The 24273-nt window shown below is 61.9% G+C and carries 26 protein-coding genes; 14 read left to right on the top strand and 12 right to left on the bottom strand.

Features of this window, described 5'->3' with window-relative positions:
* Positions 1-12 precede the first annotated feature (12 nt).
* From C1M53_RS31070 to C1M53_RS31060, 3 genes are all read right to left on the bottom strand, one after another.
* Positions 13-432 carry a hypothetical protein gene (locus tag C1M53_RS31070; RefSeq protein WP_129415866.1) on the bottom strand — a complete coding sequence of 140 codons (420 nt, stop codon included), beginning with the start codon at positions 430-432 and terminating at the stop codon, positions 13-15.
* A gap of 93 nt (positions 433-525) precedes the next feature.
* Positions 526-1443, bottom strand: a complete 918-nt coding sequence (locus C1M53_RS31065; RefSeq protein WP_129415865.1) for a pseudouridine-5'-phosphate glycosidase — start codon at positions 1441-1443, stop codon at positions 526-528.
* A 63-nt stretch (positions 1444-1506) separates the two neighbouring features.
* Positions 1507-2451 (bottom strand): carbohydrate kinase family protein, encoded by a 945-nt coding sequence (locus C1M53_RS31060; RefSeq protein WP_129415864.1) that lies wholly within the window; start codon positions 2449-2451, stop codon positions 1507-1509.
* A 260-nt stretch (positions 2452-2711) separates the two neighbouring features.
* Between C1M53_RS31060 and recA the strand changes: the two genes are divergently transcribed.
* Positions 2712-3800: a recombinase RecA gene (gene recA, locus C1M53_RS31055; protein ID WP_054314012.1), complete on the top strand. Its 1089-nt coding sequence runs from the start codon at positions 2712-2714 to the stop codon at positions 3798-3800.
* Between the two features lie 207 nt (positions 3801-4007).
* Positions 4008-6668, top strand: a complete 2661-nt coding sequence (alaS, locus tag C1M53_RS31050; protein ID WP_129415863.1) for an alanine--tRNA ligase — start codon at positions 4008-4010, stop codon at positions 6666-6668.
* A 64-nt stretch (positions 6669-6732) separates the two neighbouring features.
* On the opposite strand, the gene C1M53_RS31045 is transcribed toward alaS, so the two are convergent.
* The 3 genes from C1M53_RS31045 to C1M53_RS31035 all read right to left on the bottom strand — a co-directional run bounded on the left by C1M53_RS31045 (position 6733) and on the right by C1M53_RS31035 (position 9500).
* Positions 6733-7710, bottom strand: a complete 978-nt coding sequence (locus tag C1M53_RS31045) for a glycerophosphodiester phosphodiesterase family protein (RefSeq protein WP_129415862.1) — start codon at positions 7708-7710, stop codon at positions 6733-6735.
* A 135-nt stretch (positions 7711-7845) separates the two neighbouring features.
* A complete protein-coding gene (locus C1M53_RS31040; protein ID WP_129415861.1) occupies positions 7846-8667 on the bottom strand; it encodes an aldo/keto reductase in 822 nt (273 codons plus the stop codon).
* Between the two features lie 191 nt (positions 8668-8858).
* Positions 8859-9500: a glutathione S-transferase family protein gene (locus C1M53_RS31035; protein ID WP_129415860.1), complete on the bottom strand. Its 642-nt coding sequence runs from the start codon at positions 9498-9500 to the stop codon at positions 8859-8861.
* A gap of 126 nt (positions 9501-9626) precedes the next feature.
* Between C1M53_RS31035 and C1M53_RS31030 the strand changes: the two genes are divergently transcribed.
* Positions 9627-10469 carry an AraC family transcriptional regulator gene (locus C1M53_RS31030; protein ID WP_129415859.1) on the top strand — a complete coding sequence of 281 codons (843 nt, stop codon included), beginning with the start codon at positions 9627-9629 and terminating at the stop codon, positions 10467-10469.
* 92 nt (positions 10470-10561) lie between these two features.
* On the opposite strand, the gene C1M53_RS31025 is transcribed toward C1M53_RS31030, so the two are convergent.
* Entirely contained in the window at positions 10562-11773 is a 1212-nt protein-coding gene (locus C1M53_RS31025; RefSeq protein ID WP_129415858.1) for an NADP-dependent isocitrate dehydrogenase, read from the bottom strand.
* 109 nt (positions 11774-11882) lie between these two features.
* Between C1M53_RS31025 and C1M53_RS32425 the strand changes: the two genes are divergently transcribed.
* From C1M53_RS32425 to C1M53_RS31005, 5 genes are all read left to right on the top strand, one after another.
* A complete protein-coding gene (locus tag C1M53_RS32425; protein WP_281040912.1) occupies positions 11883-12005 on the top strand; it encodes a hypothetical protein in 123 nt (40 codons plus the stop codon).
* Entirely contained in the window at positions 11998-12624 is a 627-nt protein-coding gene (locus tag C1M53_RS31020) for a LysE family translocator (RefSeq protein ID WP_129415857.1), read from the top strand. The genes C1M53_RS32425 and C1M53_RS31020 overlap by 8 nt, the downstream gene beginning before the upstream one ends.
* Before the next feature lie 91 nt (positions 12625-12715).
* On the top strand, positions 12716-13591 hold the full coding sequence (locus C1M53_RS31015; protein ID WP_129415856.1) for an RNA methyltransferase: 876 nt from the start codon (positions 12716-12718) through the stop codon (positions 13589-13591).
* A 9-nt stretch (positions 13592-13600) separates the two neighbouring features.
* A complete protein-coding gene (murI, locus tag C1M53_RS31010) occupies positions 13601-14404 on the top strand; it encodes a glutamate racemase (RefSeq protein ID WP_129415855.1) in 804 nt (267 codons plus the stop codon).
* A gap of 63 nt (positions 14405-14467) precedes the next feature.
* Positions 14468-14656, top strand: coding sequence for a DUF3008 family protein (locus tag C1M53_RS31005; protein WP_129415854.1), 189 nt, complete (start codon positions 14468-14470; stop codon positions 14654-14656).
* A 24-nt stretch (positions 14657-14680) separates the two neighbouring features.
* Here C1M53_RS31005 and C1M53_RS31000 read toward each other — a convergent pair whose 3' ends face one another.
* On the bottom strand, positions 14681-15319 hold the full coding sequence (locus C1M53_RS31000; RefSeq protein WP_129415853.1) for an NAD(P)-dependent oxidoreductase: 639 nt from the start codon (positions 15317-15319) through the stop codon (positions 14681-14683).
* A 147-nt stretch (positions 15320-15466) separates the two neighbouring features.
* Between C1M53_RS31000 and C1M53_RS30995 the strand changes: the two genes are divergently transcribed.
* From C1M53_RS30995 to C1M53_RS30975, 5 genes are all read left to right on the top strand, one after another.
* A complete protein-coding gene (locus tag C1M53_RS30995) occupies positions 15467-15874 on the top strand; it encodes a helix-turn-helix domain-containing protein (RefSeq protein ID WP_129415852.1) in 408 nt (135 codons plus the stop codon).
* A gap of 149 nt (positions 15875-16023) precedes the next feature.
* Positions 16024-17556: an alkaline phosphatase gene (locus tag C1M53_RS30990; protein ID WP_129415851.1), complete on the top strand. Its 1533-nt coding sequence runs from the start codon at positions 16024-16026 to the stop codon at positions 17554-17556.
* Between the two features lie 341 nt (positions 17557-17897).
* Positions 17898-18515: a 30S ribosomal protein S4 gene (gene rpsD, locus C1M53_RS30985; RefSeq protein ID WP_054314024.1), complete on the top strand. Its 618-nt coding sequence runs from the start codon at positions 17898-17900 to the stop codon at positions 18513-18515.
* Positions 18516-18665: 150 nt separating this feature from the next.
* Positions 18666-19532 (top strand): tRNA 2-thiocytidine(32) synthetase TtcA, encoded by an 867-nt coding sequence (ttcA, locus tag C1M53_RS30980; protein WP_129415850.1) that lies wholly within the window; start codon positions 18666-18668, stop codon positions 19530-19532.
* Complete coding sequence (locus C1M53_RS30975; protein WP_129415849.1) at positions 19522-20346, top strand: inositol monophosphatase; 825 nt, start codon at positions 19522-19524, stop codon at positions 20344-20346. The genes ttcA and C1M53_RS30975 overlap by 11 nt, the downstream gene beginning before the upstream one ends.
* Positions 20347-20435: 89 nt before the next feature.
* Here C1M53_RS30975 and C1M53_RS30970 read toward each other — a convergent pair whose 3' ends face one another.
* Both C1M53_RS30970 and grxD read right to left on the bottom strand, forming a co-directional pair.
* Positions 20436-21659: a multidrug effflux MFS transporter gene (locus C1M53_RS30970; protein WP_165358369.1), complete on the bottom strand. Its 1224-nt coding sequence runs from the start codon at positions 21657-21659 to the stop codon at positions 20436-20438.
* 158 nt (positions 21660-21817) lie between these two features.
* A complete protein-coding gene (grxD, locus tag C1M53_RS30965) occupies positions 21818-22153 on the bottom strand; it encodes a Grx4 family monothiol glutaredoxin (RefSeq protein ID WP_129415847.1) in 336 nt (111 codons plus the stop codon).
* 337 nt (positions 22154-22490) lie between these two features.
* On the opposite strand from grxD, the gene C1M53_RS30960 reads away from it, so the two are divergent.
* Positions 22491-23189: a phosphodiester glycosidase family protein gene (locus C1M53_RS30960; protein WP_129415846.1), complete on the top strand. Its 699-nt coding sequence runs from the start codon at positions 22491-22493 to the stop codon at positions 23187-23189.
* 79 nt (positions 23190-23268) lie between these two features.
* Here C1M53_RS30960 and C1M53_RS30955 read toward each other — a convergent pair whose 3' ends face one another.
* Entirely contained in the window at positions 23269-23841 is a 573-nt protein-coding gene (locus C1M53_RS30955; RefSeq protein WP_129415845.1) for an HAD-IA family hydrolase, read from the bottom strand.
* Entirely contained in the window at positions 23841-24074 is a 234-nt protein-coding gene (locus tag C1M53_RS30950; RefSeq protein WP_054314029.1) for a BolA family transcriptional regulator, read from the bottom strand. Before C1M53_RS30950 ends, C1M53_RS30955 begins: the two co-directional genes overlap by 1 nt.
* Positions 24075-24273 lie beyond the last annotated feature (199 nt).

The raw sequence follows: 24273 nt of genomic DNA, 5'->3' as shown, positions 1-24273 counted from the left end.
TGGAAAGACAAATCAGCCGCAGGAAAAGGCGTTCATCTTCTTTTCGAAATCGATGTCGACATCGGATGTCAGCTTGCCGTTGAGGGCATAGCCTTGAAACACGGAATAAGCGGCTGAAGCCGTAAAGCCGTGGTTTTCAAGGAATTTGACGTTTTCCGTTTCCGCTCCCATCGAGCCCAGCGTGTCGAACCGGGTATACCATTTGCTGTAGGCGGTATAGGGCTTCTTGTTGTAGGGCGCCTTGCTCTGCAGGGCGTCGTCAATCCACTTCTTGAAGCTTTCCTGCTTCAGGAAGGCTTTGCCTTCCTTGATCTGCCTGGCCACCTGCTGCTCATAGGCCGTGCATTTGGTCGCTGCCTGGCCATTCGCAACGCCCGCGAACAGCGTCGCGATGCTCACCGCAACGACGGTCAATTTTCCCTTGATCGGCATTCTGTCCTCATTCCTTCGCCATCCCGCCCGGGACATCGTCACCACACTTGCGTGCCAGAGGGAAGGTGAGGGCGGGGAAGCTGATGACCTTTTCTACAGGGCCTTGGCGACCCGGGCCGCAACGCGGGCGTTGTTTTCCACCAGCGCGATGTTGGTCTTCAGACTGCGGCCGCCGGTGAGTTCCAGGATCTTGCCGAGCAGGAATGGCGTGACGGCTTTGCCCGTCACGTTCTGCGCTTCCGCCGCCTTCTGCGCAGCCTCGATATAGCCGGCCATCTCGGCCGCGGGGATCTCGTCGGTTACCGGCACCGGATTGGCCACCAGCACACCGCCATCGATACCAAGCGCCTGGCGGGTCTTGAAGAGTCTGGCGATCTTTTCGGGTGCATCCAGTGTCAGCGGTGCCCGGAAGGGCGATTGCCGCGACCAGAAGGCCGGCATCGTCTCGCAACCATGGCCGATCACCGGCACGCCGCGCGTTTCCAGCACTTCCAGCGTCTTTTCGATGTCGAGGATGGCCTTCGCACCGGCCGACACCACGATGACCGGCGTACGTGCCAGCTCGTCGAGGTCGGCCGAGATGTCGAAGCTTTTTTCGGCGCCCTTGTGTACGCCACCGATGCCGCCGGTGGCGAACACCCTGATGCCAGCCATATGTGCCGCGATCATGGTGGCGGCGACCGTCGTGCCGCCGGTGCGTCCTTCGGCGACGGCGAAGGCAAAGTCGGCGCGCGACAGCTTCATCGCATCGCCGGTCATGGCAAGCGATTCCCGCTCGCCATCGGACAGCCCGATCTTGATACGGCCGTTGACGACCGCGATCGTTGCCGGCACCGCGCCTTCGTCTGAAATGATCTTTTCGACATTGGCCGCCATCGCACCATTGTCGGGATAGGGCATGCCGTGGGTGATGATGGTCGATTCCAGCGCCACCACCGGGCGGCCCGCCTTCAGCGCCTCTGCCACGGGCGCGTGGATGTCGATGTACTGGCGGGCGGTTTCGAGGATCATGAGATGTCTCCGGTTGGCGTCACGCGGTTCGCGAACAGCCGTTCAAGAATGGGATTGCCGCCCTCATGCCACTTCGCGCGCTTCCGGCACAAGGGCCAGGGCTGCGGCAAAGGATGCCTGGTTGAAGTCGGGTACTGCGAGGGGGCTTTCGATGGCGAGCCCCGCTGCCGCCACACCTTCGCGCAAGGCGACGCGCAGCGGCAACCCGCGCAGCAGCGCCGCGGTGGTGGCCCCCGCCAGCGCATCGCCGGCGCCGGTCACGTCGATCACCGCTTTGGGCGGCGGTGGCGAAACCGCGAAGGCGCCGTGCATGTCGAAGCCGAGGGCAGGGCGATCTCCTGCCGTGACCACGCCGCCGCGCATGCCAATGCCACGCAGACCCGTCACCAGCTCTCTCTCCGTCGCTTCGCGTGAAAGGCCGGTCAGAGCCGCAGCCTCACGCCGGTTCATGAACACCAGTGTCGGTCGTTCGAACAGCGAGGCGAGGCGCACCACCTTGGCCGGTGAAATGGCGATGACGAAGACCGGCTGGTCCGCGGCCAGTGCCATCAGGCGTTCGAGCGCTGCGGTTGGCAGATTCGCGTCGCAGAGCACCGCATCCGATGCCTCGACCGCACCGCGAATGTTGGCGCGCCGCATCTGCTTCGGGAAGGCGAGGTCGTAGAGCCCCATGTCGGCAAAGCCGACCACCAGCTCGCCTTCGCTGTCGAGGATCGCGGTGTAGCTCGGCGTGGCCCGATCGAGGAAGGTGACCGAAAGATCCTTGATGGCAGCCTGGGTAATCGTCCGGGCAACCGTCTCGCCTGCGGTGTCGCCACCGCGCACCGACATCAGCGAGGCGGAGACACCCCGTCGCACGACCGTGCGCAGTGCATTGAAAACACCGCCGCCGACATCCTCGCGCATCGTACCGGGGTTGGAAGCCGCCGGTACATAAGGACCGCTGACCTGGCCGCGTCGGTCGATATGCGCGCCACCCGCTGCGAAAAGTCTGGGTGTGGAGCTCATGCAGGCACCGCGATGTGCGCGCCAGCGCCGTTGCCGGCTGTCGTGACGCCGAATCGGCACCGGCCGTGTGGCGCCGATGTGATGGACGTTCGCGAGAGCACTTCAAGGAAGCTATCTGCAAAACAAAAAAAGAACAAATTGGAATTGAGTATATTTTTCAAAGTTTTGGGGTGCCTTGCCAAAACGGAACAAAAAGGGTACATAATAACAAGGGATCCCGGACTGTCCGGCCTTCATTGACGACCAAGGGGTGATGTATCATGGCTCAGAATAGCTTGAGGCTTGTAGAGGACAATTCGGTGGACAAAACAAAAGCGCTCGACGCTGCGCTGTCGCAGATCGAACGGGCATTCGGCAAGGGCTCGATCATGCGGCTCGGTGCCAATGAACAGGCAGTCGAGATCGAAACGGTGCCGACAGGCTCGCTGGGCCTCGACATCGCGCTCGGCGTTGGCGGCCTGCCGCGTGGCCGTATCGTTGAAATCTACGGGCCGGAAAGCTCGGGCAAGACCACGCTGGCGCTGCACACGGTGGCGGAAGCGCAGAAGAAGGGCGGCATCTGCGCCTTCGTTGACGCCGAACATGCGCTCGACCCGGTCTATGCCCGCAAGCTGGGCGTCGATCTCGAAAACCTGCTGATCTCGCAGCCGGATACCGGTGAGCAGGCACTGGAGATCTGCGACACGCTGGTTCGTTCCGGCGCCATTGATGTTCTGGTGGTCGATTCGGTCGCCGCACTCACCCCGCGCGCCGAAATCGAGGGCGAGATGGGCGATGCGCTGCCCGGCCTGCAGGCCCGCCTGATGAGCCAGGCGCTGCGCAAGCTCACCGCTTCGATCTCGCGCTCCAACACCATGGTCATCTTCATCAACCAGATCCGCATGAAGATCGGCGTCATGTTCGGTTCGCCCGAGACGACCACCGGCGGCAATGCGCTGAAGTTCTACGCCTCGGTGCGCCTCGACATCCGCCGCATCGGCTCGATCAAGGACCGGGACGAGGTCGTCGGCAACCAGACCCGCGTCAAGGTCGTCAAGAACAAGCTGGCTCCGCCCTTCAAGGTCATCGAATTCGACATCATGTATGGCGAGGGCGTGTCCAAGACCGGCGAATTGATCGATCTCGGCGTCAAGGCCGGCATCGTCGAGAAGTCGGGTGCCTGGTTCTCCTACAATTCGCAGCGTCTTGGCCAGGGCCGTGAAAACGCCAAGCAGTTCCTGCGCGACAATCCTGACCTTGCCCGCGAGGTCGAGCAGGCGCTGCGGCAGAATGCCGGGCTGATCGCGGAGAAGTTCCTCGACAATGGCGGCGACAGCGACAACGATCTCGACGACGCTGCAGAAGGATAAGGACAGAGGTTGCCTTGAAAGGTAATTTGTCCTGACGATGGTGCTTGAACCGCCGGCCTAGCGCCGGCGGTTTGCATTTTGGGTGGCGGCTTATGGTCTGCGCCAAGCGGGCCTTTCCTGTTTCTGGACAGGCTGGAAGGCTGCCGCTAAAAGGCCTAGTCCATTTCCATCGGCCTGGCCGGTGGCTTCACCATAAAGGCAGTTTCGATGAGTGGCGTGAACGATATCCGGTCGACCTTTCTCGACTATTTCCGCAAGGAAGGCCACGAGATCGTCGCCTCCAGCCCGCTGGTGCCGCGCAACGACCCAACGTTGATGTTCACCAATGCCGGTATGGTGCAGTTCAAGAACGTCTTCACCGGCCTGGAGAAGCGGCCTTATTCGCGCGCCGCGACCGCGCAGAAGAGCGTGCGTGCCGGCGGCAAGCACAACGATCTCGACAATGTCGGCTACACCGCCCGCCATCTCACCTTCTTCGAGATGCTCGGCAACTTCTCGTTCGGTGATTATTTCAAGGAACGTGCGATCGAACTGGCCTGGAACCTGATCACCAAGGGTTTCGGGCTCAAGAAGGACAAGCTGCTCGTCACCGTCTATCACACCGACGACGAGGCTGCCGGCTACTGGAAGAAGATCGCTGGCTTCTCGGATGACCGCATCATCCGCATCGCGACCTCGGACAATTTCTGGGCGATGGGCGATACCGGCCCGTGCGGCCCGTGTTCGGAGATTTTCATCGATCGCGGCGAGCACATCTGGGGCGGCCCTCCCGGCAGCCCGGAAGAGGATGGCGACCGCTTCCTCGAGTTCTGGAACCTGGTCTTCATGCAATATGAGCAGGTCACCAAGGAAGAGCGCATCGACCTGCCGCGCCCGTCGATTGATACCGGCATGGGCCTGGAGCGCATGGCCTCCATCCTGCAGGGGGTGGAAAGCGTTTTCGAAACCGATCTGTTCCGTCACCTGATCGATGCGGCATCGTCCGCGCTCGGGCAGGGGCCGAACACCGAGAATGTCGCTTCCTATCGCGTGATCGCCGACCATCTGCGTTCGTCGTCCTTCCTGGTCGCCGATGGCGTTCTGCCTTCCAATGAGGGGCGCGGCTATGTGCTGCGCCGCATCATGCGCCGCGCCATGCGCCATGCGCAGCTGCTCGGCGCCAATGAACCGCTGATGTGGAAGCTGGTACCGGCGCTGGTGCGTGAGATGGGACAGGCCTATCCCGAGCTCGTGCGTAGCGAGGCGCTGCTCACCGAAACGCTGAAGCTGGAAGAAACACGCTTCCGCAAGACGCTGGTGCGCGGCCTCGGCCTGCTCGCCGACGCCACCGACAGACTCGGCGCCGGCGACATGCTGGACGGCGAGACTGCTTTCAAGCTCTACGACACCTACGGTTTCCCATTGGATCTGACGCAGGACGCGCTGCGCCAGCGCAGCATCTCCGTTGACCTCGCCGGTTTCACCGACGCGATGGAACGGCAGAAGGCGGAAGCGCGTGCGAGCTGGGCCGGTTCCGGCGAAGCTGCCACCGAGACCGTATGGTTCTCCGTACGCGACAAGACCGGCGCGACCGAATTCCTCGGCTATGAGACCGAAAAGGCCGAAGGCATCGTCACAGCAATCCTGCGTGACGGCAAGGTCGTCGACGACGCCAGGGAAGGCGACAGCGTGGCGATCATCGTCAACCAGACGCCCTTTTACGGTGAGTCCGGTGGCCAGATGGGCGATACCGGAACGATTTCCGGCGAAGGCTTCCGCATCGAAGTCACTGATACGCTGAAGAAGGCCGATGGGCTCTTCGTGCATCAAGGCAAGGTGACCAAGGGTTCGCTGAAGACAGGCGCTGCCGTCGAACTCGAGGTTGATCATGCGCGCCGGACGCGCCTGCGCTCCAATCACTCCGCCACGCACCTCATCCACGAGGCGCTGCGCGAAGTGCTGGGCACCCATGTCGCCCAGAAGGGTTCGCTGGTTGCGCCGGAGCGGTTGCGTTTCGACATTTCGCACAACAAGCCGATCTCCCCGGAAGAGCTGGAGGAGGTCGAGCGCATGGCCAACGAGATCGTCGTACAGAACAGCCCGGTCACGACCCGGCTGATGTCGGTCGATGATGCACGCGCGGAAGGCGCGATGGCACTGTTCGGTGAAAAGTACGGCGACGAGGTCCGTGTCGTCTCGATGGGTACGGCACTGCATGGCGAGAAGGCCAACCGGCCGTATTCGATCGAGCTTTGCGGCGGCACGCATGTGAAGGCCACTGGCGATATAGGCCTGGTGCGCATCATTTCCGACAGCCCTGTGGCGGCCGGTGTTCGCCGCATCGAGGCGCTGACCGGCGAGGCGGCACGTCGCCATCTCGACGAGCAGGACCGTCGCCTTAAGGCAGTCGCGGCGACGCTGAAGATTTCCCCGTCCGATGTGCTCGCACGGGTGGAAACCCTGCTCGATGAACGCAAGAAGCTTGAGCGTGACCTGACCGATGCGCGCAAGAAGCTCGCCATGGGCGGTGGTTCCGCCGGCGCGACCGAAAATGCCACCGAGACCGTGGCAGGGGTCGGCTTCCTCGGCAAGTCGGTCAGCGGTGTGTCGCCGAAGGACCTGAAGCCGCTCGCCGACGAGGGCAAGAAGGCGCTGGGCTCTGGCGTTGTCGTGCTGGTCGGCGAGGCTGAAGGCAAGGCGAGTGTCGTCGTTGCGGTCACCGAGGATCTTGTCGGTCGCTTCAGCGCCGTCGACCTGGTGCGTGTGGCGTCCGCAGCCCTCGGCGGACAGGGCGGTGGCGGTCGGCCTGATATGGCGCAGGCCGGCGGTCCGGACGCCTCCAAGGCCGATGACGCCATTGCCGCGGTCAAGGCGGCGCTGGCCGCCTAAACCGTGAGCTGCCTTCGATCCGCATTTGAGAGATGATCGGTGCCGGAAGCGATTCCGGCATCACCTATTTCGAGGCTGCTACCGCAGCTCCGATGCGGTCGACGCGGTTGGTCCAGATTGCGCCGTCGAAACGGGCGGGCAGCTTCCGAAATGTCGCGGTGTCATCGACGCCGGCCGAATGTCTCGACCCGTCATTGTCGCCGAGGATCACCAGCGTCGAGCCGTTGGCGTCCAGCCGCTGGCTGAGACGGTTGGGAAAGCCCCAGGCGAAGGAGGCGTAGTTGGCCGGCAGCATGAACAGTGTCTTGCGGCAATCCTCAGGAACGTAACCGCTCCAGCCGAGCGCTGCATAACGCATGAGACAGGGGACAACACGGTCGGTCCCGAGCACAACGGCATCAGGCAAGGCGGTCAGGTAGGCGTCGATCGCCTTGCCGCCGCCATAGACCATGATGCGCTTCTGCCGCTCCGGCGGCAGCGCGCCGATCATCCTTGCCAGCAGCCGGCCTTCGGCTATGTCGTCGCTCTTGATGTTGATCAGGAAGCGCTTGTCCGGAAATGTCGCGAGCACCTCGCCGAGGCTCGGCATCTGGCCGACGCCCTTGCCCCGGAACGGGAAGGTCTTGCCGCCATCGGCGGTGTAGCCGTAGCCTATGTCGAGCCCTTTCAGGTCCTTGAGGCTCTTTTCGCGCGTCACGCCCTTGCCGTCGGTGCGGCAGTCCACCGTCCAGTCATGGAACACCGCGAAGTCACCATCGGTGGTCGGATGGACGTCGAGCTCGACGATATCGGCGCCTGCCGCGAACGCCGCTCGAAACCCCTCGATGGTATTTTCGAGATGGGGATGTTCGGGCGGATAGATGCGTTCGGCGGTGCAGGTGTCGTTGCCGATGCCAACCGGAGAAAAGGTCTGGCCGAGCCCGCGGTGCGCGATCAGCATGGGCCGTCGCTCCGCGGTGCCGGCGAGCAGGCTGCTGTTCATTGCCCATATGCCGCCAGCGGCAACGATGACCCCGAGCAGGGCAATGGTCCTCTTGCGCATGATTCCCCCGAATTTCGCAGGAGACTATGCGCTGAACCGGTACGAAATCTGGACGAAGCTGCGCCGGTTTGAAGGCAGCCATGAAAATCGCGATGGCGGTCAGGCGCGTTCTGGACGAACGCGCCTGATTTCTGGTTAGCCCATCGCAAACGTATCCGGATCCGGCCCGATCTTACCCTTTGCATCATCGAGCTTTTTGATCGCGGCGATGTCTTCCGATGTCAGCCTGAAATCGAAGACCTGGAAATTCTCGACGATGCGCGATGGCGTCACCGACTTCGGAATGACGACGTTGCCGATATCGAGATGCCAGCGCAGGATCACCTGGGCGGCTGTCTTGCCGTACTTCTTCGCCAGCGCGACGAGCGCCGGATCATGCAGCAGCGTGCCCTGGCCGAGCGGGCTCCAGGCCTCGGTCACAATGCCTTCGCTGGCGTGGTAGGCGCGCAACTCCTGCTGCTGGAAACGCGGGTGCAGTTCCACCTGGTTGATCGCCGGAACCACGCCGGTCTCTGCCTTGAGACGCTCGAGATGGGCGATCTGGAAGTTGGAGACACCGATCGAAGCGACACGGCCTTCCTCGCGCAGCTTGATCAGCGCTTTCCAGCTGTCGACATAACGATCACGGGACGGCACCGGCCAGTGGATGAGATAGAGGTCGATCGTGTCGCGGCGCAGCTTCTTGAGGCTGGCGTCGAAGGCTTTCAGTGCCGAATCGTAACCTTGTGCGGAATTCCACAGCTTGGTGGTGAGGAAGATATCGTCGACTTCGGAGGCTGCGAGCGCGTCGCCGACGCCTTCTTCGTTGCCATAGATGGCGGCGGTGTCGATCGAACGGTAACCGGCCTCGATCGCGGCAGTCACGGCGGCATTGGCGCCTTCGTTCGGCACCTGCCAGACACCGAAGCCGAGTTGCGGGATGGCCTTGCCGTCGTTGAAACGGATTGTCGGGCTCATGGGTCTCTTTCCTGAAATGTCTTGAAAGGACAGCGATTGAAAGGCGTCCACATCAGGCAAAGGCATGCAGATGCTCAAGGACGCTCGCGGCAAGAACAGCCGCTGCCTTTATTTGGGGCGCTTGACAGCCGAGGGCAAGAAACCACGCCTCGGTTTTGGAAGCTTACGGAAAAAATCTTTCGAATGTCGGGCTAGCTGGTTGGCTTTGAGGCCGTGAAGCTTTCTCGCGTCTGGATCGCCTGCCACCAGTCCAGCAGGGCGGGATGCCCGGCAAGCATCGGCGCTGCGATGCCGGCCTGCATGAAATAGGCAAAGATCGGCGCTGCATGCAGGTCAGCCAGGGTCAGTTGTGCGCCGAGCAGCCATGGGCCTGGAGATTTCAGCGCGGCGAGGGCGGTGAGGCAGGTTTCGGCATGGGGCAGTGCGGCCGACACGACGGCTTCGTCCTGTGTCCTGCCCTCACGCGGTTTGGAGACGGTCTCGACATAGATGTCCCACACCAGCGTGCGATAGGCATAGGCATCGAGCAGACCGACGATCTGGTTCATCACCGCGCGTTCGCGGGGCAGCAGAGGCTGCAGGGCAGGGCCATCGAAAGCCTCGTCGACATAGCGGGCAATCGCCGTCGTTTCGAACAGCGTCAGCCCGTCATGCTCGAACGCCGGGATCTTCGCGAAAGGATGCAAGGCGCGATACCAATCGGGCGGTCCGCCTGCCGCGAAGATATCGACTGGTACGAGATCGTATTCGACGTGCTTCTCCGCTAGGGCCAGCCGGGCGATGCGCACATAGACGCTGTAATCCGCCCCGTAGAGCGTTGGTCTGTGGTTCATGATCAGGGTCTCCTGTCTGGCTGCATAGCACGCGGCGGCGGCTGCTTCCTGCGCTTTGCAAGTCAGCAGGATTTGTCAAAAGCGGCTATGGTTGTTTCCAGCCGATCGATTTGCATGAGGCCTGACATGAATGGCGAAACGGCATGGGCAGTCTACGAAACCCGTCTGAGACGGGTCTCGAACCACATCCACGAACACCTCGACGAGGAACTGGATATGGACGGCCTGGCTGAAATCGCCTGCCTGTCACCCTATCACTGGCATCGGATCTATCGCGCCATCTACGGTGAAACCGCCGCGGCAACCGTCAAGCGATTGCGGTTGCATCGCGCCGCCGGTGACATCGTCGGGACGGATCTCGGCATCGGCGAAATTGCAAAACGGTCTGGCTATCCCAATGTCCAGTCGTTCAACCGCATCTTCAAGGCAGTCTACGGCATGCCGCCCGCGCGCTACCGGAAAGAGGGAAGCCACACACTCTTTGAAAGCAAGCAGAGAAAGGCTTCCCTGATGTTTGATGTTTCCATCCGCACACTCGAGCCAACCGAAGTGGTCGGCGTTTCCCATCAAGGCTCCTACATGGGCATCGGCAAGGCGTTCGAGCAGCTGTTCGGAACGCTTTATGCCCGTGGCCAGGGGCATCCGGCGCAACGCATGATCGGCGTCTATCTCGACGATCCCGATGTCGTCGCGGTCGACAAGCTGCGTTCCTATGCCTGCGTCGAGATGGACGCGGCGGTGCAGCCGCCGCTGGAACGGCGCACACTCGAAGGCGGCGACTATGCCGTTCTGCGCCACAAGGGCCCCTATGCCGAGATGCACAAGGCCTATACCTGGCTTTATGCCGAGTGGCTGCCGCTGTCCGGCCGCAAGCTACGCGACACGGTGATGTTCGAGGAATATCTCAACAATCCGCGTGACGTATCGCCGGCCGAGCTGTTGACTGACATCAATCTGCCGCTGGTTTGAGAAGCCGCGTTCCGGGCTTTCTCCTGAACACGCTGCCAACAAAAAAAGCCCCGGATCGCTCCGGGGCTTTTCCAATTCTATAACCGCCAGGATCAGGCCATCGCCTTCTGAAGGTTCTCGTCGATCTTGTCGAGGAAACCGGTGGTCGACAGCCAGGGCTGGTCGGGACCGATCAGCAGCGACAGGTCCTTGGTCATGTAGCCGCTCTCGACGGTCTGGATGCAGACCCTCTCCAGCGTCTCGGCGAAGCGCTTCAGTTCCGCATTGTCGTCCAGCTTGGCACGGTGTGCCAGACCGCGGGTCCAGGCGAAGATCGAGGCGATCGAGTTGGTCGACGTCTCCTCGCCCTTCTGGTGCTGGCGGTAGTGGCGGGTGACGGTGCCGTGCGCGGCTTCCGCTTCCACCGTCTTGCCGTCCGGCGTCATCAGCACCGAGGTCATCAGGCCGAGCGAGCCGAAGCCCTGCGCGACGGTGTCGGACTGCACGTCGCCGTCATAGTTCTTGCAGGCCCAGACGTAACCGCCCGACCACTTCAGCGACGAGGCGACCATGTCGTCGATCAGGCGGTGTTCGTACCAGATCTTCTTTTCCTTGAAGGCGGCCTCGAATTCCTTCTCGTAGACTTCCTGGAAGATGTCCTTGAAGCGGCCGTCATAGGCCTTGAGGATGGTGTTCTTGGTCGAGAGATAGACCGGATAACCACGCAGCAGGCCGTAGTTCAGCGAGGCGCGCGCGAATTCGCGGATCGATTCGTCGAGGTTGTACATGGCCATTGCCACGCCGGCGCCCGGTGCGTCGAACACGTCGTGCTCGATCACCTGGCCGTCGTCGCCGACGAACTTGATCGAGAGCTTGCCCTTGCCGGGGAACTTGAAATCGGTCGCCTTGTACTGGTCGCCGAAAGCATGACGGCCGACGATGATCGGCTTGGTCCAGCCCGGCACCAGACGCGGCACGTTCTTCATGATGATCGGCTCGCGGAAGATGACGCCGCCCAGGATGTTGCGGATGGTGCCGTTCGGGCTCTTCCACATCTTCTTGAGCTTGAATTCCTCGACGCGGGCTTCGTCGGGCGTGATGGTCGCGCATTTCACGCCGACGCCGTACTTGTTGATGGCGTTGGCGGCGTCGATGGTGACCTGGTCATTGGTGGCATCGCGATGCTCGATGCCGAGGTCGTAATAGTCGAGGTTGATGTCGAGATAAGGGTGGATCAGCTTGTCCTTGATGAACTGCCAGATGATGCGGGTCATCTCGTCGCCGTCGAGTTCGACGACGGGGTTAGCCACCTTGATCTTCGCCATGGAAAGAAGCCTCGCTGCTGGTCGGGAAGGGCCTCGCGCACGGCTTGGCCAGGAGATGCGGCCCCTATATCAAAGCACGATTGGGGGTGCAAACGCTCAGAATACGAGATTGATCATCGGTGACGGTCAAATGCCTGCCGACGAACAGGCCCGACTGCTGGCACAACGTTGCTTTTCGGTCGAAACGGTGATGCTGTTGGCAGTCGTCGACAGGGAGCTCACGCATGATTGATCTGGCCACACTGATTTCTTATGTCGCGATCGTGTTCGGCTTCGTCTTCATTCCGGGGCCGGCGACACTGCTCACCGTTGCGCGTTCGACCAGCTCGGGAACGAAGGTGGGCGTCGCTACCGGGGCCGGCATCGCCGCCGGCGACATGATCCACACTGTGCTGGCCATTGTCGGCATCTCGGCCATCATTGCCGCATCGGCCATGCTGTTCTCGATCGTCAAATATCTCGGCGCCGGCTATCTCGTTTACCTCGGCATCCGCGCGATCCTGGCCAAGGCGCCGACGGAGCTGGCCACGAACACGCTGCCGATCAGCGCCGGAAAGGCTTTTCGTCAGGCAATCCTGGCCGAAGTCCTGAACCCCAAGACGGCGCTGTTTTTCCTGGCGTTCCTTCCGCAGTTCGTGCGGCCGGAGAATGGGCCGGTTCCTTTCCAGTTGCTCAGCCTCGGCGTCATTTTTGTCGTGTTGGGACTGGTAAGCACGCTGGTGTTCGCATTTGGCGCGGGCGCGCTTGGCAACCTGCTGCGCCGCAATCCGATGATCCTGAAATGGCAGGGCAAGGTCGTCGGCGCCATTTACTGTGCGCTCGGCGTGCGCCTGGCCCTGCAGCATCGCTGAAACGCCGGCGGTCCGAGGGAGCAGGCAAAGCTTCATTTTCGCGGCCGGATGTGGCAGGGGACGCGACAGTGCCGCAAATGAGCGTTTTGTCATGACGAATTCCCCTGAACAGGCCGGTGGCCCCGCCATTATCCTTGTCGAACCGCAGCTGGGCGAGAACATCGGCATGGTCGCGCGCGCCATGGCGAATTTCGGCCTGAGCGAGCTGAGGCTGGTCAATCCGCGTGACGGCTGGCCGAACGAGAAGGCCCGTGCCGCTGCCAGCAGGGCCGATCATGTCATCGACGCGGTCAAGCTCTACGACGACCTGCCTTCGGCTGTCGCCGACCTCAACTTCATCTTCGCCACCACGGCGCGCGAGCGTGACGGCTTCAAGCCGGTACGCGGGCCGGTGGAAGCGGGCAGGGCGTTGCGTGCCCGTACGCGTGATGGCTTGAAGACCGGCATCCTGTTCGGCCGCGAGCGTTTCGGGCTCTACAATGACGAGGTCGGCCTTGCCGACGAGATCGTCACCTTCCCGGTCGACCCTGCCTTTTCGTCGCTCAACATCGCCCAGGCGGTGCTGTTGATGTCTTATGAATGGATGAAGTCCGGTCTCGAGAACGAGACCGATACCAACTTCTCCAGCCCCGAAATGCTGCCGGCCACCAAGGAACAGCTGCACGGCCTGTTCGGGCATCTGGAAGCTGCGCTCGAGGCGCGCGGTTATTTCCGGCCCGCCGCAAAGAAGCCCAAGATGGTCGACAATCTGCGCGCCGTGTTGACCCGCGCCGGCTTTGCCGAGCCGGAGCTGAAGGTGCTGCGTGGTGTCGTTGCGTCGCTCGACTATTTCTCGCCAAAGGAACCGCGCGGCGCCGGCTATCCTGAACGCAAGGCCAAGGCAGATCGCGCGGCGCATCCCTCTGAGGACGGCGACGACGCCGACACGCTGCCGCCCGTCGGCGGCAAGGGGCTGGACAACGACTGAGGGCATGAAATGACCGGGCAGCAGCCGATCCTGATCTTCGATTCCGGTGTCGGCGGGCTCACCGTGCTGCGCGAAGCGCGTGTGCTGATGCCCGATCGTCGCTTCATCTACATCGCTGACGATGCCGCTTTTCCCTATGGCAATTGGGAAGAGCCGGCATTGAATGCGCATCTTCTGGCGCTGTTCGGGCAATTGCTGGAACGCTACCAGCCTGCGGTTTCGGTCATTGCCTGCAATACTGCCTCCACATTGGTCATCGACGCGCTGCGTGAGGCTTTTCCCGCCCATCTTTTCGTCGGTACTGTCCCCGCGATCAAGCCGGCGGCCGAGCGCACGCGTTCCGGTCTCGTCTCGGTGCTGGCCACCCCCGGTACCGTGAAGCGGCAATACACGCGTGATCTTATCGGCAAATGGGCGCAGAAATGTCACGTCCGGCTGGTCGGTTCGACCGCGCTGGCTGGCCTTGCCGAGATCTACATGCGTGACGGATTCGTCGACGAAGAGGCGGTGCGCGCCGAGATTGCCCCCTGTTTCATCGAGCAGGACGGCCGCTTCACCGACATCGTCGTGCTGGCCTGCACGCATTATCCCTTTCTGGTCAACCGCATGCGCAAGACCGCACCCTGGCCCGTCGACTGGATCGATCCGGCCGAAGCGATCGCGCGCCGGGCACAGTCGCTGCTTGGGGATGGGCAGCCGAGGGAGGTCGTCGAGCTTTCCGGCAACGGCACCGATTTCGCCGTCTTCACCTCGGGCAAGGCCAATTTCGCGACGCGGCGCCTGATGCAGGGCTTCGGGCTGACCGCGTCCTGAAATTCGGCGGAACGCATGGCCGGACGAGGCGTTTCCCGTTCAATCGGACAGGGAGATGCGATCATGCCGGCCACCTCCAAGGCCCAGCAACGCGCCGCGGGTGCAGCCCTTGCCGCCAAACGCGGTGAGGTCAAGAAGAGCGAACTCTTCGGTGCATCGAAACAGATGTATCAGTCGATGACGGAGAAGGAACTCGAGGAGCTGGCCGAGACCAAGCTCGACGGCCTGCCGGACAGGAAATCCGAAGATTGATCTTGCCCGGCAGGCTGTTCCCGATCAATAGCCGAGCGTGAAGCGCTTGCCGGTGTGCTTCGGCTTTTCGGCCTCGTCGAGGATTGCGTAGGCGAGATCCTCGACCGAGACATGGCTTTCGCCCTTGGCATCCAGCACTGGCTCGTCACCGCCGAGACGGAACTTGCCAGTGCGCTCGCCCGGGGCGATGTGGGCAGCCGGCGACACGAACGACCACTCCAGGTCGCTGTCGTTGCGCAATTCTGCAAGCGCATCGCGGGCAGCGCGGGCACCATCCTTGTAGGCGGCCGGAAAGTCCGGCGAATCGACGATCTGGCTGCCGTCGGGCGCAAGCAGGCTGCCGGCGCCGCCGACGACGATCAGGCGGACGCCGGCCTGCTTGGCTGCGGCCGCTATGGCGCGCGAACCGGCCAGGTGCTTGTTGTAGATGTCGGGATCGCCCCAGCCGCCGTTGAAGGCGGAGATGACGACATCCTGGCCGGCAAGCAATGCTGCGAGCTGCTTGACGTCGTTCACGTCACCCTTGACGGCGGTGACGCCAGAGGCTGCGGCGACCTTCTCGGGGTTGCGGACAATGGCCGTGACGCTGTGCCCGCGCTGAACGGCTTCCTTGAGCAGCGCGCCGCCGACGAAGCCGGAGGCGCCGATAAGGGCGATCTTCATGGATGGTCTCCTTGTCTTATCCCTTTCCCTGAGTAGGAAAGATGGATATTTCTGGTAATCAGGTTATCACGGGTAACTAGATAGCTGTGACATGAGGCGACGAAAAGAACGCATGATTTCGTGCCCAGGTTACGCGAAGGGAACTGCATGAACGCCAGGACAAATGAAGTGGGCGTGCCGCTGCTGCACACCACGCCCGGGTTTGCCACCGATGCCGATGGCAATTGCCCGATCCGCGAGGTGCTCGATCGTGTCGGCGACACCTGGAGCATTCTCGTCATACTCAACCTGCAGCCGGCATCGATGCGCTTCAATGCACTGAAGCGTGCGATCGAAGGCATCTCCCAGCGCATGCTGACCGTCACGTTGCGTTCGCTGGAGCGTGACGGTCTTGTCAGCCGCACCGTGCGACCGACCACGCCACCGGAAGTAGAGTATGCGCTGACCGGGCTTGGCCAGTCGCTTGCGGTGCCTATTGCGGCGCTCGGCGCCTGGGCTGCCGGCAACCGTGACAATCTGCGTTCCGCACGGGTGGCTTTCGACGCCGCCGCTTGAGCCGGGCGGACCTTCCCCTACAGCGTGCATCGACAACACATGCCTGCTTTACGCTGGGGAAAATGGCTCTCTTCTCCTCCTGACCATTGCCAGATTTCATTAGCGGGCTAATCATTGTCTCGCGGTGGGGTCATTCTGCGGAGGAAGGAATGAAACGCTACTGGAAGGATTTTGCCCGCCCAGCCCTCTTTGTGCTGGCCGGTATCGCTACGGTGACGGGCGTTCGCGCCGAGGATGCCAGGCTGGTGCAGGGCGACGACCCTTATTACAAGCAGGCCGACGGCGCGCTCAACCAGATCCTGAAGCGCCAGAAGAACACCAACCGCGCCAAGAACGTCATCCTGGTCGTGGGTGACGGCATGGGCTTCTCCACGGTTACCGCAGCCCGCATCTTCGAGGGGCAGCAACGCGGGGTCGATGGCGAATCCAATGTCCTTGCCTGGGAGGCGTTTCCTTACCTGGCCGCTTCCAAGACTTATTCCGCCGATGCCCAGATCACCGATTCCGCGCCGAGCGCGGTTGCCATGACGACGGGCGTGAAGACCATCAACGACCTGATGGGGCTCAACCACACAGCCAGGCTCGATTCCTGCGAGGACCAGAAGACCAAGGCGGTGACCACCTTGTGGGAAATGGCCGAAACGCTCGGCATGTCGACGGGAGCGATCACCACGGCGAGGCTTACGCATGCCACGCCGGGCGCGACCTACTCCCATATCGCCAACCGCGATTGGGAATCGGATGCCGACATGCCGGCCGAGGCGGTTTCCGCCGGCTGTGCCGACATCGCACAGCAACTGGTCGACATGCGCTACGGCAACGGTCTCGAAGTGGCGATGGGCGGCGGGCGTGATCGCTTCCTGCCGGCAACGGCTGCCGATCCGGAATATGCCGACAAGAAAGGCAAGCGCAAGGATGGCAAGGACCTGACACAGGCCTGGCTCAGCCGCTATGGCGACAAGGGCGCCTTTGTCTGGAACGCCGAGCAGTTCAAGGCGATCGATCCGGCCAAGACCGATCATCTGCTTGGCCTCTTCGAGCCGTCGCATATGCAGTACGAACATGACCGCCCGGGCGACAAAGCGGGCGAACCGTCGCTGGCGGAGATGGCGGAGAAGTCGATCGACATGCTCTCCCGCAATACGGAGGGTTATGTGCTGCTGGTTGAAGGCGGACGCATCGATCACGCCAGCCATGAGTCCAATGCCTATCGCACCCTTTCGGACGCAGTGGCTATGAACCAGGCGGTCAAGGCGATCCTGCGCAAGGTCGATCTCGACGAGACGCTGATCGTCGTCACCGGCGATCACAGCCACACGCTGACGATCGCCGGTTATGCCAAGCGCGGCAATCCCATCCTCGGCATTTCAGTCGGTGTCGATGACGAGCCGATCTATGGCAAGGACGGCAAGACCTACACCACCATAGGCTTTGCCAATGGACCGGGCGGCTCGGAGAAACCCTCCGAACGTCCCATGCTGACTTCCGAGGAAACGACGAAGCCGGATTTCGTGCAGCATTCGCTGGTGCCGCTTTCCAGCGAGACGCATGGTGGCGAGGACCTCGGCATCTATGCGATCGGGCCGTGGGCGCATTTGTTCCAGGGCACGGTGGAGGAGAACTACACCTTCCATGTCATGAACTATGCGTCCGGCATTGGCGAACGTCTTCAGAAGAAGTAGCCGTGCATCGGCCATGCAGTGCTATGATGCACTCCGCGCTGCGGCGCTCAAGATTGCGCGAATGCCTCGTTTGAGCCCCGCCGTTGACAAGGCGAGGCTCTTCCACTAGGTAGCCGTCCAAGCACCGGGCCACGCGCCCGGTGTTCGGTTTTCTGTGGCCGCGAGACCGGGGCAGAAAACAGCATGCACTTTCCCGGTCCCGCAAACTGACGTGTCCCGTGGGTTTTCCAGTCGCTTGCGCGGAAAATCCTGTCAGGTCTCGAAAACGGAGGCCAGAGGAGGGCGCGTTTCCTTCACCCGAACCGCGGTGGTTCGGGTGTGTTGTTTTGAAAGGGAATGCGATGAGCAAACGCGAATCCGCTAAGTACAAGATCGATCGCCGTCTTGGTGAAAACATCTGGGGTCGCCCGAAGTCCCCGGTCAACAAGCGCGAATACGGCCCCGGCCAGCACGGCCAGCGCCGCAAGGGCAAGCTTTCCGACTTCGGCCTGCAGCTGCGCGCCAAGCAGAAGCTGAAGGGTCACTATGGTGACGTTTCGGAAAAGCAGTTCCGCAAGACCTATGAAGAGGCCAACCGCCGCAAGGGCGACACCTCCGAGAACCTGATCGGCCTGCTCGAGTCGCGCCTGGACGCCGTCGTCTATCGCGCCAAGTTCGTGCCGACCATCTTCGCTGCACGCCAGTTCGTGAACCACGGCCACATCAACGTGAACGGCAAGCGCACCAACATTGGTTCGTACCGCTGCAAGCCGGGCGACGTCATCGAAGTGCGCGAGAAGTCGAAGCAGCTCGTTATCGTTCTGGAGTCCGTCGGCCTCGCCGAGCGTGACGTGCCGGACTACATCGAAGCCGATCACAACAAGATGGTCGCGACCTTCGCCCGCGTTCCGGGCCTGGCGGACGTTCCGTTCGCTGTCCAGATGGAGCCGAACCTGGTCGTCGAATATTATTCGCGCTAATCCAGTTCGCGAATTTCGAATGCAAAAGGCCGCCTTCGGGCGGCCTTTTTTGTTTCAGGCATTTGTTTGGTGGCGCGAGCCTCGGTATAAGGCGCGGCATCAGAGCCGCGCATCGATTGCATGCGCCAAGATCCTGCGGAACGTAACGCCATGAACGCACCAGCAGACCCGATTCCCGATCTCGATGGTGGTTGCCATCCGCTGTTTCGCGACGTGCCGTCGTCGGTCGAATTCAACAAGCTGCGCAAGCGCCTGCTCAGGCTGTCGCGCCAGGCAATGGACGATTTCGCCATGGTGAAACCCGGCGAACGCTGGCTGGTCGCCCTCTCGGGCGGCAAGGATTCCTACGGTTTGCTGGCGTTGCTGCTCGACCTGAAATGGCGTGGCCTGTTGCCGGTCGAGCTCATCGCCTGCAATCTCGACCAGGGCCAGCCGAACTTTCCCAAGCACATCTTGCCAAACTACCTGACGACCAACGGTATCCCGCACCGCATCGAATACCAGGACACCTATTCGATCGTCACTGACAAGCTGCCCGAGAACTCGACCTACTGCTCGCTCTGTTCGCGGCTGCGGCGCGGCCACCTCTACCGCGTGGCACGCGAGGAGGGCTGCTCGGCGCTGGTGCTCGGCCACCATCGCGAGGATATCCTCGAAACCTTCTTCATGAACCTCTTCCACGGCGGACGGCTGGCGGCGATGCCGCCGAAGCTTCTCAATGACGAGGGCGACATGATGGTGCTGCGGCCGCTGGCCTATTGCGCCGAGGAGGATCTGGAGAAATTCGCCAGTGCCATGGCCTTTCCGATCATCCCTTGCGACCTCTGCGGCAGCCAGGAAGGGCTGCAGCGCAATGCCATGAAGGCGATGCTGCACGACATCGAAAAGCGCATGCCCGGCCGCAAGGACACGATGATCCGCGCCATGACCAATGTGCGGCCTTCTCACTTGCTCGATCGCAAGCTGTTCGATTTCGCTGCTCTGGCACCTGCTTCCGGAAATACAAATGCGCTTTGACGACCGTGACATCGAATGGCTGACCGGCGTTCTGGCCGATGCGGCGGAGCGCGAGATCATGCCGCGCTTTCGCCGCCTTGGCGCAGATGACGTGCAGCAGAAGAAGTCAGCGGCGGACCTCGTCACCCAGGCCGACATCAATGCCGAGCGGGTGATCACCCAGGCCCTGGCCGCAAGATATCCGGATGCGCTGATTGTCGGCGAGGAAGCCTGCGAGGCCGACAAGACGCTGCTGGCGAAGCTCGGCGGCAGCAAGCTCGCCTTTGTCATCGACCCGGTCGACGGCACCTATAATTTCGCTTCCGGCGTGCCGGTGTTCGGTGTGATCCTGGCCGTGGTCAAGGACGGCGAGACGGTTGCCGGCATCATCTACGACCCGGTCGGCAAGGATGCCCTGGTCGGCGTTCGTGGGGCGGGCAGCCATATGGTTGACGGGCAGGGACGGCAGCGTGTCGCGGTGGCCGAACCGGTCCCGTTCTGGCAGATGACCGGTGCATTAGGCTGGCAGGCGTTCGATGAACCGCAGCGTTCGCTGCTCGCGAAAAACCAGGCAAAGTGCCTGTCATACATCGGTTATCGCTGCTCGGCGCATGAGTATCGCGTGCTCGCGGCCGGTCACGCGCACTTCATTGTCCACAATGTGATGATGCCGTGGGATCACCTTGCCGGGGTGCTGATCCACGAAGAGGCAGGCGGCTACGCTGCGCGCTTCGACGGCAGCGCCTACCTGCCTTCGCATGTTTCGGGCGGCTTGATCGTCGCACCCGACAAGGCAAGCTGGACCGAGATCAGACGCGAGCTCTGGGCGGAATAAAGAAGCCGGCAGGATGACTGCCGGCTTCTAACCTATGTGTTTGCGCAATTCCGGACGGAAAACCGCCGCACACTTTTCCTGGCATTGCTCTAGTGGGAAAGATCCGCGCTGACTGTCTGCTTGGCACTCGGTGCCGTGAACAGCTTGCCGCGTTCCGCGATCAGCACGAACATCAGCCCGAGCAGCCCGACACCACAGAAACCAGCGGCAAGCGGCGTCACCGTTCCATCGAAGGCCTGGCCGATGCCGGCGCCGATCAGGCCGCCGCCCAGGGTCTGGATGAACCCCTGGATCGAGGCCGCCGTACCGGCAATGTGGCCGAGCGGCTCCATCGCGATGGCGTTGAAGTTGGAGCCGATCCAGCCGAACTGGAACATCGCCAGCGCAAACAGCAGCACGAACAGCGGCAGCGGTATCGGTCCGAGCAGGGACAGAACGAACCAGATCGTCGAGACGATGGTGAAGCCGATCAGCGCACCATGCGAAAGACGGCGCATGCCGAGCCGCATCACCAACCGCGAATTCACGAACGACGACACCGCCATCATGCCGGCGATCGCCGCGAACAGCACCGGGAACCAGTAACCGAGGTGATAAATGTCGAGATAGATCTGCGGTGCGGAGTTGATGAAGCCGAACAGCGAGGCAAACACGGCGGTCGATGCCAGCGTATAGCCGAGCGACAGCCGGTTCGACAGCACGATCCCGAAGCCCTGCAAGACAGAGCTGAGATCAACCTGCCGACGATCCTCGGGATGCTGTGTCTCGGGCATACGGATGAAGGTCCACAGCGCGATCGCCGTAGCCAGTATGGCCATCGCCATGAAGATCATGTGCCAGTTGGAGAAGATCATCACCAGTTGCCCGATCGAGGGCGCTACCACTGGAACCACCATGAAGACCATGAAGATCAACGACATGACTTCGGCCATGGCACGGCCGCCGAAACGGTCGCGCACCATCGAGACGGCGATGACGCGCGTCGAGGCAGCGCCGATGCCCTGGATGAAACGCAGCAGCAGCAGTGTTTCGAAGCTCGGCGCGAACACCGCGCTGGCGGCTGCACAGATATAGATGACGAGACCGACCAGCAGCGGCTTGCGGCGGCCGAAGCGATCCGACAGCGGTCCATAGAAAATCAACGCGGCTGCAAGCCCGCCGAAATAGGCGGAGATCACATACTGCCGGTGGTTCTCGTTGGTGACGCCGAGGCTGGCGCCGATCTCCTGCAGACCCGGCAGCATGATGTCGATGGCGAGCGCGTTGAGCGCCATCAGCGCTGCGCAGATGGAGATGAATTCCCAGCGTGGAATGGCGAAGGCTTGTTGTCGGCCGTCTTGCTGGGTTTGCGTATCCATGAGGATCCCCCAAATGCGAAAATGCCGATGCACGACCAGAGTGCATCGGCCTGATGTCCTGAAGCGGACGATTTCAAGTCAGCCGGGCAGGGGGCTGCCCGGCAAGGATCAGGTCAGGCGGCGCCTTTGACCTTGATGCCCTTCTCGTCGAGGAAAGCCTGCAGTTCGCCGGCCTGGAACATCTCGCGGATGATGTCGCAACCGCCCACGAACTCACCCTTCACGTAAAGCTGCGGGATGGTCGGCCAGTTGGAATAATCCTTGATGCCCTGGCGAAGATCGTTGGAAGTCAATACGTTGACGCCCTTGTAGTCCACGCCGATGTAGTCGAGGATCTGCACGACCTGACCCGAGAAGCCGCACTGCGGGAAGCCCGGCGTGCCCTTCATGAACAGGACGACGTCGTTGCTCTTCACTTCGCTGTCGATGTAGTCGTTGATTCCGCTCATGGGCCAAAATCCTTCTGCGCCCGCGGGAGTCGGGCTGTAACATTTCTAATGAGATAACCCCGACAGCGGGCCGAAACAAGATGTTTGCCGATCACCATGCCGAAATGGCGCAAGCAACAGTCGGTTGCTGGGCCAAGCAGAACACAGTCTAGGGCTGCCGATGTCCCGTCGAACCTGGATCGTCTTGCTGGTTCTATTGCTCGCGGGCGCCTGTCTGGCGACATGGCTTGCCTTGCGGTCGCAACAGGCAGCGCCTCAACAGTCCACGCCATCAGCACCTCTGCCATCGGCTCCGATATCATCGCAATCCCCATCGACGGAGCAGCAGCCTGCACAGATGCCGGCAGGGAACGCGTTACCGGAACCCTGCCGTGATCTTACCTTCGAGACGGTCGCTTATGTCGTGTGCGAGCTGGATCTGCGCCGATACGCGGTATCGCTGCACAGGCAGGATGCGGCAGCCAAACCCTACGGTTCCGTAGCGAAGTTCACCGAAGCCATGCGCGCCGGCGGTTCACCGGTGTTGCTCGCCATGAATGCCGGCATGTACCACAAGGACCTATCGCCGGTCGGCCTGTTCGTTGAGAAGGCCCACGAAGAAGCACCGCTCAACCGCGATGACGCTGAGGGCAATTTCTTTCTCAAGCCGAATGGAGTTTTCTACATCGGTATCGACGGCAAGGCGGGTGTCCTGGAAACCGGCGCCTTCGCGACAGCCAGACTTGCGGTTACCTACGCCACCCAATCCGGTCCGATGCTGGTGATCGACGGAGCGCTGCACCCACGCTTCGAGCCGAATGGTACGTCACGCTACATCCGCAACGGTGTCGGCGTTCGCGATCCCGATACGGTGGTGCTGGCGATCTCGCGCGGCGAAGTCAGCCTTGGCGGCTTTGCCAGGTTGTTTCGCGATGCGCTGGGCTGCCGCAATGCGCTGTTCTTCGACGGCGCCGTCTCGACGCTCTCCAACGGGACCGACACGATTGTCGGCGGTTCGTTTCCTGCCGGCCCTGTTCTGGCAGTGAAAAAACGATAGTTTTCAAACCTCTGCAGGGCTTTTTGTTCAGTCGAGTCGCGACGCAATCCAAGGATGGCGCGTGAAATCGTCGAGGTCGTTATAGAGGACGGCCTCCCAGCCAAGGTTGTCGTGCTGCCGCGACAACCTTGGCGGAATCGTCGAAGAAAAGCGGGGGCTGGGCTTGCTGTCCGATCAGTTGCTCGACGTTTTCGTAGAAACGGGCGCTGTTCTTGCCGACGCCGAAGCGCGCGGCGTAGAACATCTCCTCGAAGTGATGCCGCAATCCGACCTCGCTCCACAGGTGGAAAGCCCGGATATGTTCCTGGTTCGTGGCGATGAACAGCCGCATGTCGCCGGAACGGCGCAGTCTCTTGATGAGATCGAGAAGCGGCAGGTTCAGGCTGACGTCGCGCGTCAGCCAATAGGTCAGGAAATCAAGGGAGGAACCGCGAAAGCCGATCGTCGGCAGGAACGCGTCGAGTTTGTTGACGAGTGAAACGCGGCCTTCGATGACGTCATCGAATTCCGCCCCAAAGAGAGGCGCAATATCCTCCCGGGCCACTCCCAGATCTTCCAGGAGATGTTGATCCCAACGTCGGCGACGCGCCGGGTCGGGGTGGAAAAGACTGTGGATCAGAACGCCGTCAATGTCGAAGAAGACGGCCCGCATTACTCCGGTACGCTGGTCTGCAGGGCGAGGGCATGCAGCACGCCGCCCATGTTGCCCTTCAGCGCGTCGTAGACCATCTGGTGCTGCTGCACACGGTTCTTGCCGCGAAAGCTTTCGGCCACGACTTCAGCGGCATAGTGGTCGCCGTCGCCGGCGAGATCGCGGATCGTCACCTTGGCGTCCGGAATGCCTTCCTTGATCAGCCGTTCGATGTCGCGGGAGTCCATAGCCATGGGACGTTCCTTCTTCTTCAGTTCCCCATGACGCGAGGAAATCAGGATTCGTGAGCTTCGGTCAATTCACCAGTGTTGGTTTCAAACCAATCGCCGATCGAGATCTGCAGAGCCGCAAGGCTGAATATCGTTGGTCGGAAAACCGCTGTCCACTCCCTATGGATCGAGGCCCATTCAAGCCGACACCGGGGAAAAGCGA

Source organism: Mesorhizobium sp. Pch-S (assembly GCF_004136315.1).
GTDB lineage: Bacteria > Pseudomonadota > Alphaproteobacteria > Rhizobiales > Rhizobiaceae > Mesorhizobium.
Note: the sequence above shows the minus strand (reverse complement) of the source record. Positions and strands in the feature narration are given on the sequence as shown.

Bases quoted from the DNA above. Each gene is read 5' to 3' on its own strand.
- ttcA (WP_129415850.1), top strand. From the start codon at position 18,666: ATGAACGCACCAGCAGACCCGATTCCCGATCTCGATGGTGGTTGCCAT.
- C1M53_RS31045 (WP_129415862.1), bottom strand. From the start codon at position 7,710: ATGCGCAAGAGGACCATTGCCCTGCTCGGGGTCATCGTTGCCGCTGGC.
- recA (WP_054314012.1), top strand. From the start codon at position 2,712: ATGGCTCAGAATAGCTTGAGGCTTGTAGAGGACAATTCGGTGGACAAA.
- C1M53_RS30995 (WP_129415852.1), top strand. From the start codon at position 15,467: ATGAACGCCAGGACAAATGAAGTGGGCGTGCCGCTGCTGCACACCACG.
- C1M53_RS30975 (WP_129415849.1), top strand. From the start codon at position 19,522: ATGCGCTTTGACGACCGTGACATCGAATGGCTGACCGGCGTTCTGGCC.
- C1M53_RS30950 (WP_054314029.1), bottom strand. From the start codon at position 24,074: ATGGCTATGGACTCCCGCGACATCGAACGGCTGATCAAGGAAGGCATT.
- C1M53_RS31000 (WP_129415853.1), bottom strand. From the start codon at position 15,319: ATGAAGATCGCCCTTATCGGCGCCTCCGGCTTCGTCGGCGGCGCGCTG.
- C1M53_RS31020 (WP_129415857.1), top strand. From the start codon at position 11,998: ATGATTGATCTGGCCACACTGATTTCTTATGTCGCGATCGTGTTCGGC.
- C1M53_RS31065 (WP_129415865.1), bottom strand. From the start codon at position 1,443: ATGATCCTCGAAACCGCCCGCCAGTACATCGACATCCACGCGCCCGTG.
- rpsD (WP_054314024.1), top strand. From the start codon at position 17,898: ATGAGCAAACGCGAATCCGCTAAGTACAAGATCGATCGCCGTCTTGGT.
- C1M53_RS31040 (WP_129415861.1), bottom strand. From the start codon at position 8,667: ATGAGCCCGACAATCCGTTTCAACGACGGCAAGGCCATCCCGCAACTC.
- alaS (WP_129415863.1), top strand. From the start codon at position 4,008: ATGAGTGGCGTGAACGATATCCGGTCGACCTTTCTCGACTATTTCCGC.
- C1M53_RS30955 (WP_129415845.1), bottom strand. From the start codon at position 23,841: ATGCGGGCCGTCTTCTTCGACATTGACGGCGTTCTGATCCACAGTCTT.
- C1M53_RS31005 (WP_129415854.1), top strand. From the start codon at position 14,468: ATGCCGGCCACCTCCAAGGCCCAGCAACGCGCCGCGGGTGCAGCCCTT.
- murI (WP_129415855.1), top strand. From the start codon at position 13,601: ATGACCGGGCAGCAGCCGATCCTGATCTTCGATTCCGGTGTCGGCGGG.
- C1M53_RS31070 (WP_129415866.1), bottom strand. From the start codon at position 432: ATGCCGATCAAGGGAAAATTGACCGTCGTTGCGGTGAGCATCGCGACG.
- C1M53_RS31025 (WP_129415858.1), bottom strand. From the start codon at position 11,773: ATGGCGAAGATCAAGGTGGCTAACCCCGTCGTCGAACTCGACGGCGAC.
- grxD (WP_129415847.1), bottom strand. From the start codon at position 22,153: ATGAGCGGAATCAACGACTACATCGACAGCGAAGTGAAGAGCAACGAC.
- C1M53_RS30960 (WP_129415846.1), top strand. From the start codon at position 22,491: ATGCCGGCAGGGAACGCGTTACCGGAACCCTGCCGTGATCTTACCTTC.
- C1M53_RS31035 (WP_129415860.1), bottom strand. From the start codon at position 9,500: ATGAACCACAGACCAACGCTCTACGGGGCGGATTACAGCGTCTATGTG.
- C1M53_RS30990 (WP_129415851.1), top strand. From the start codon at position 16,024: ATGAAACGCTACTGGAAGGATTTTGCCCGCCCAGCCCTCTTTGTGCTG.
- C1M53_RS31015 (WP_129415856.1), top strand. From the start codon at position 12,716: ATGACGAATTCCCCTGAACAGGCCGGTGGCCCCGCCATTATCCTTGTC.
- C1M53_RS31030 (WP_129415859.1), top strand. From the start codon at position 9,627: ATGAATGGCGAAACGGCATGGGCAGTCTACGAAACCCGTCTGAGACGG.
- C1M53_RS31060 (WP_129415864.1), bottom strand. From the start codon at position 2,451: ATGAGCTCCACACCCAGACTTTTCGCAGCGGGTGGCGCGCATATCGAC.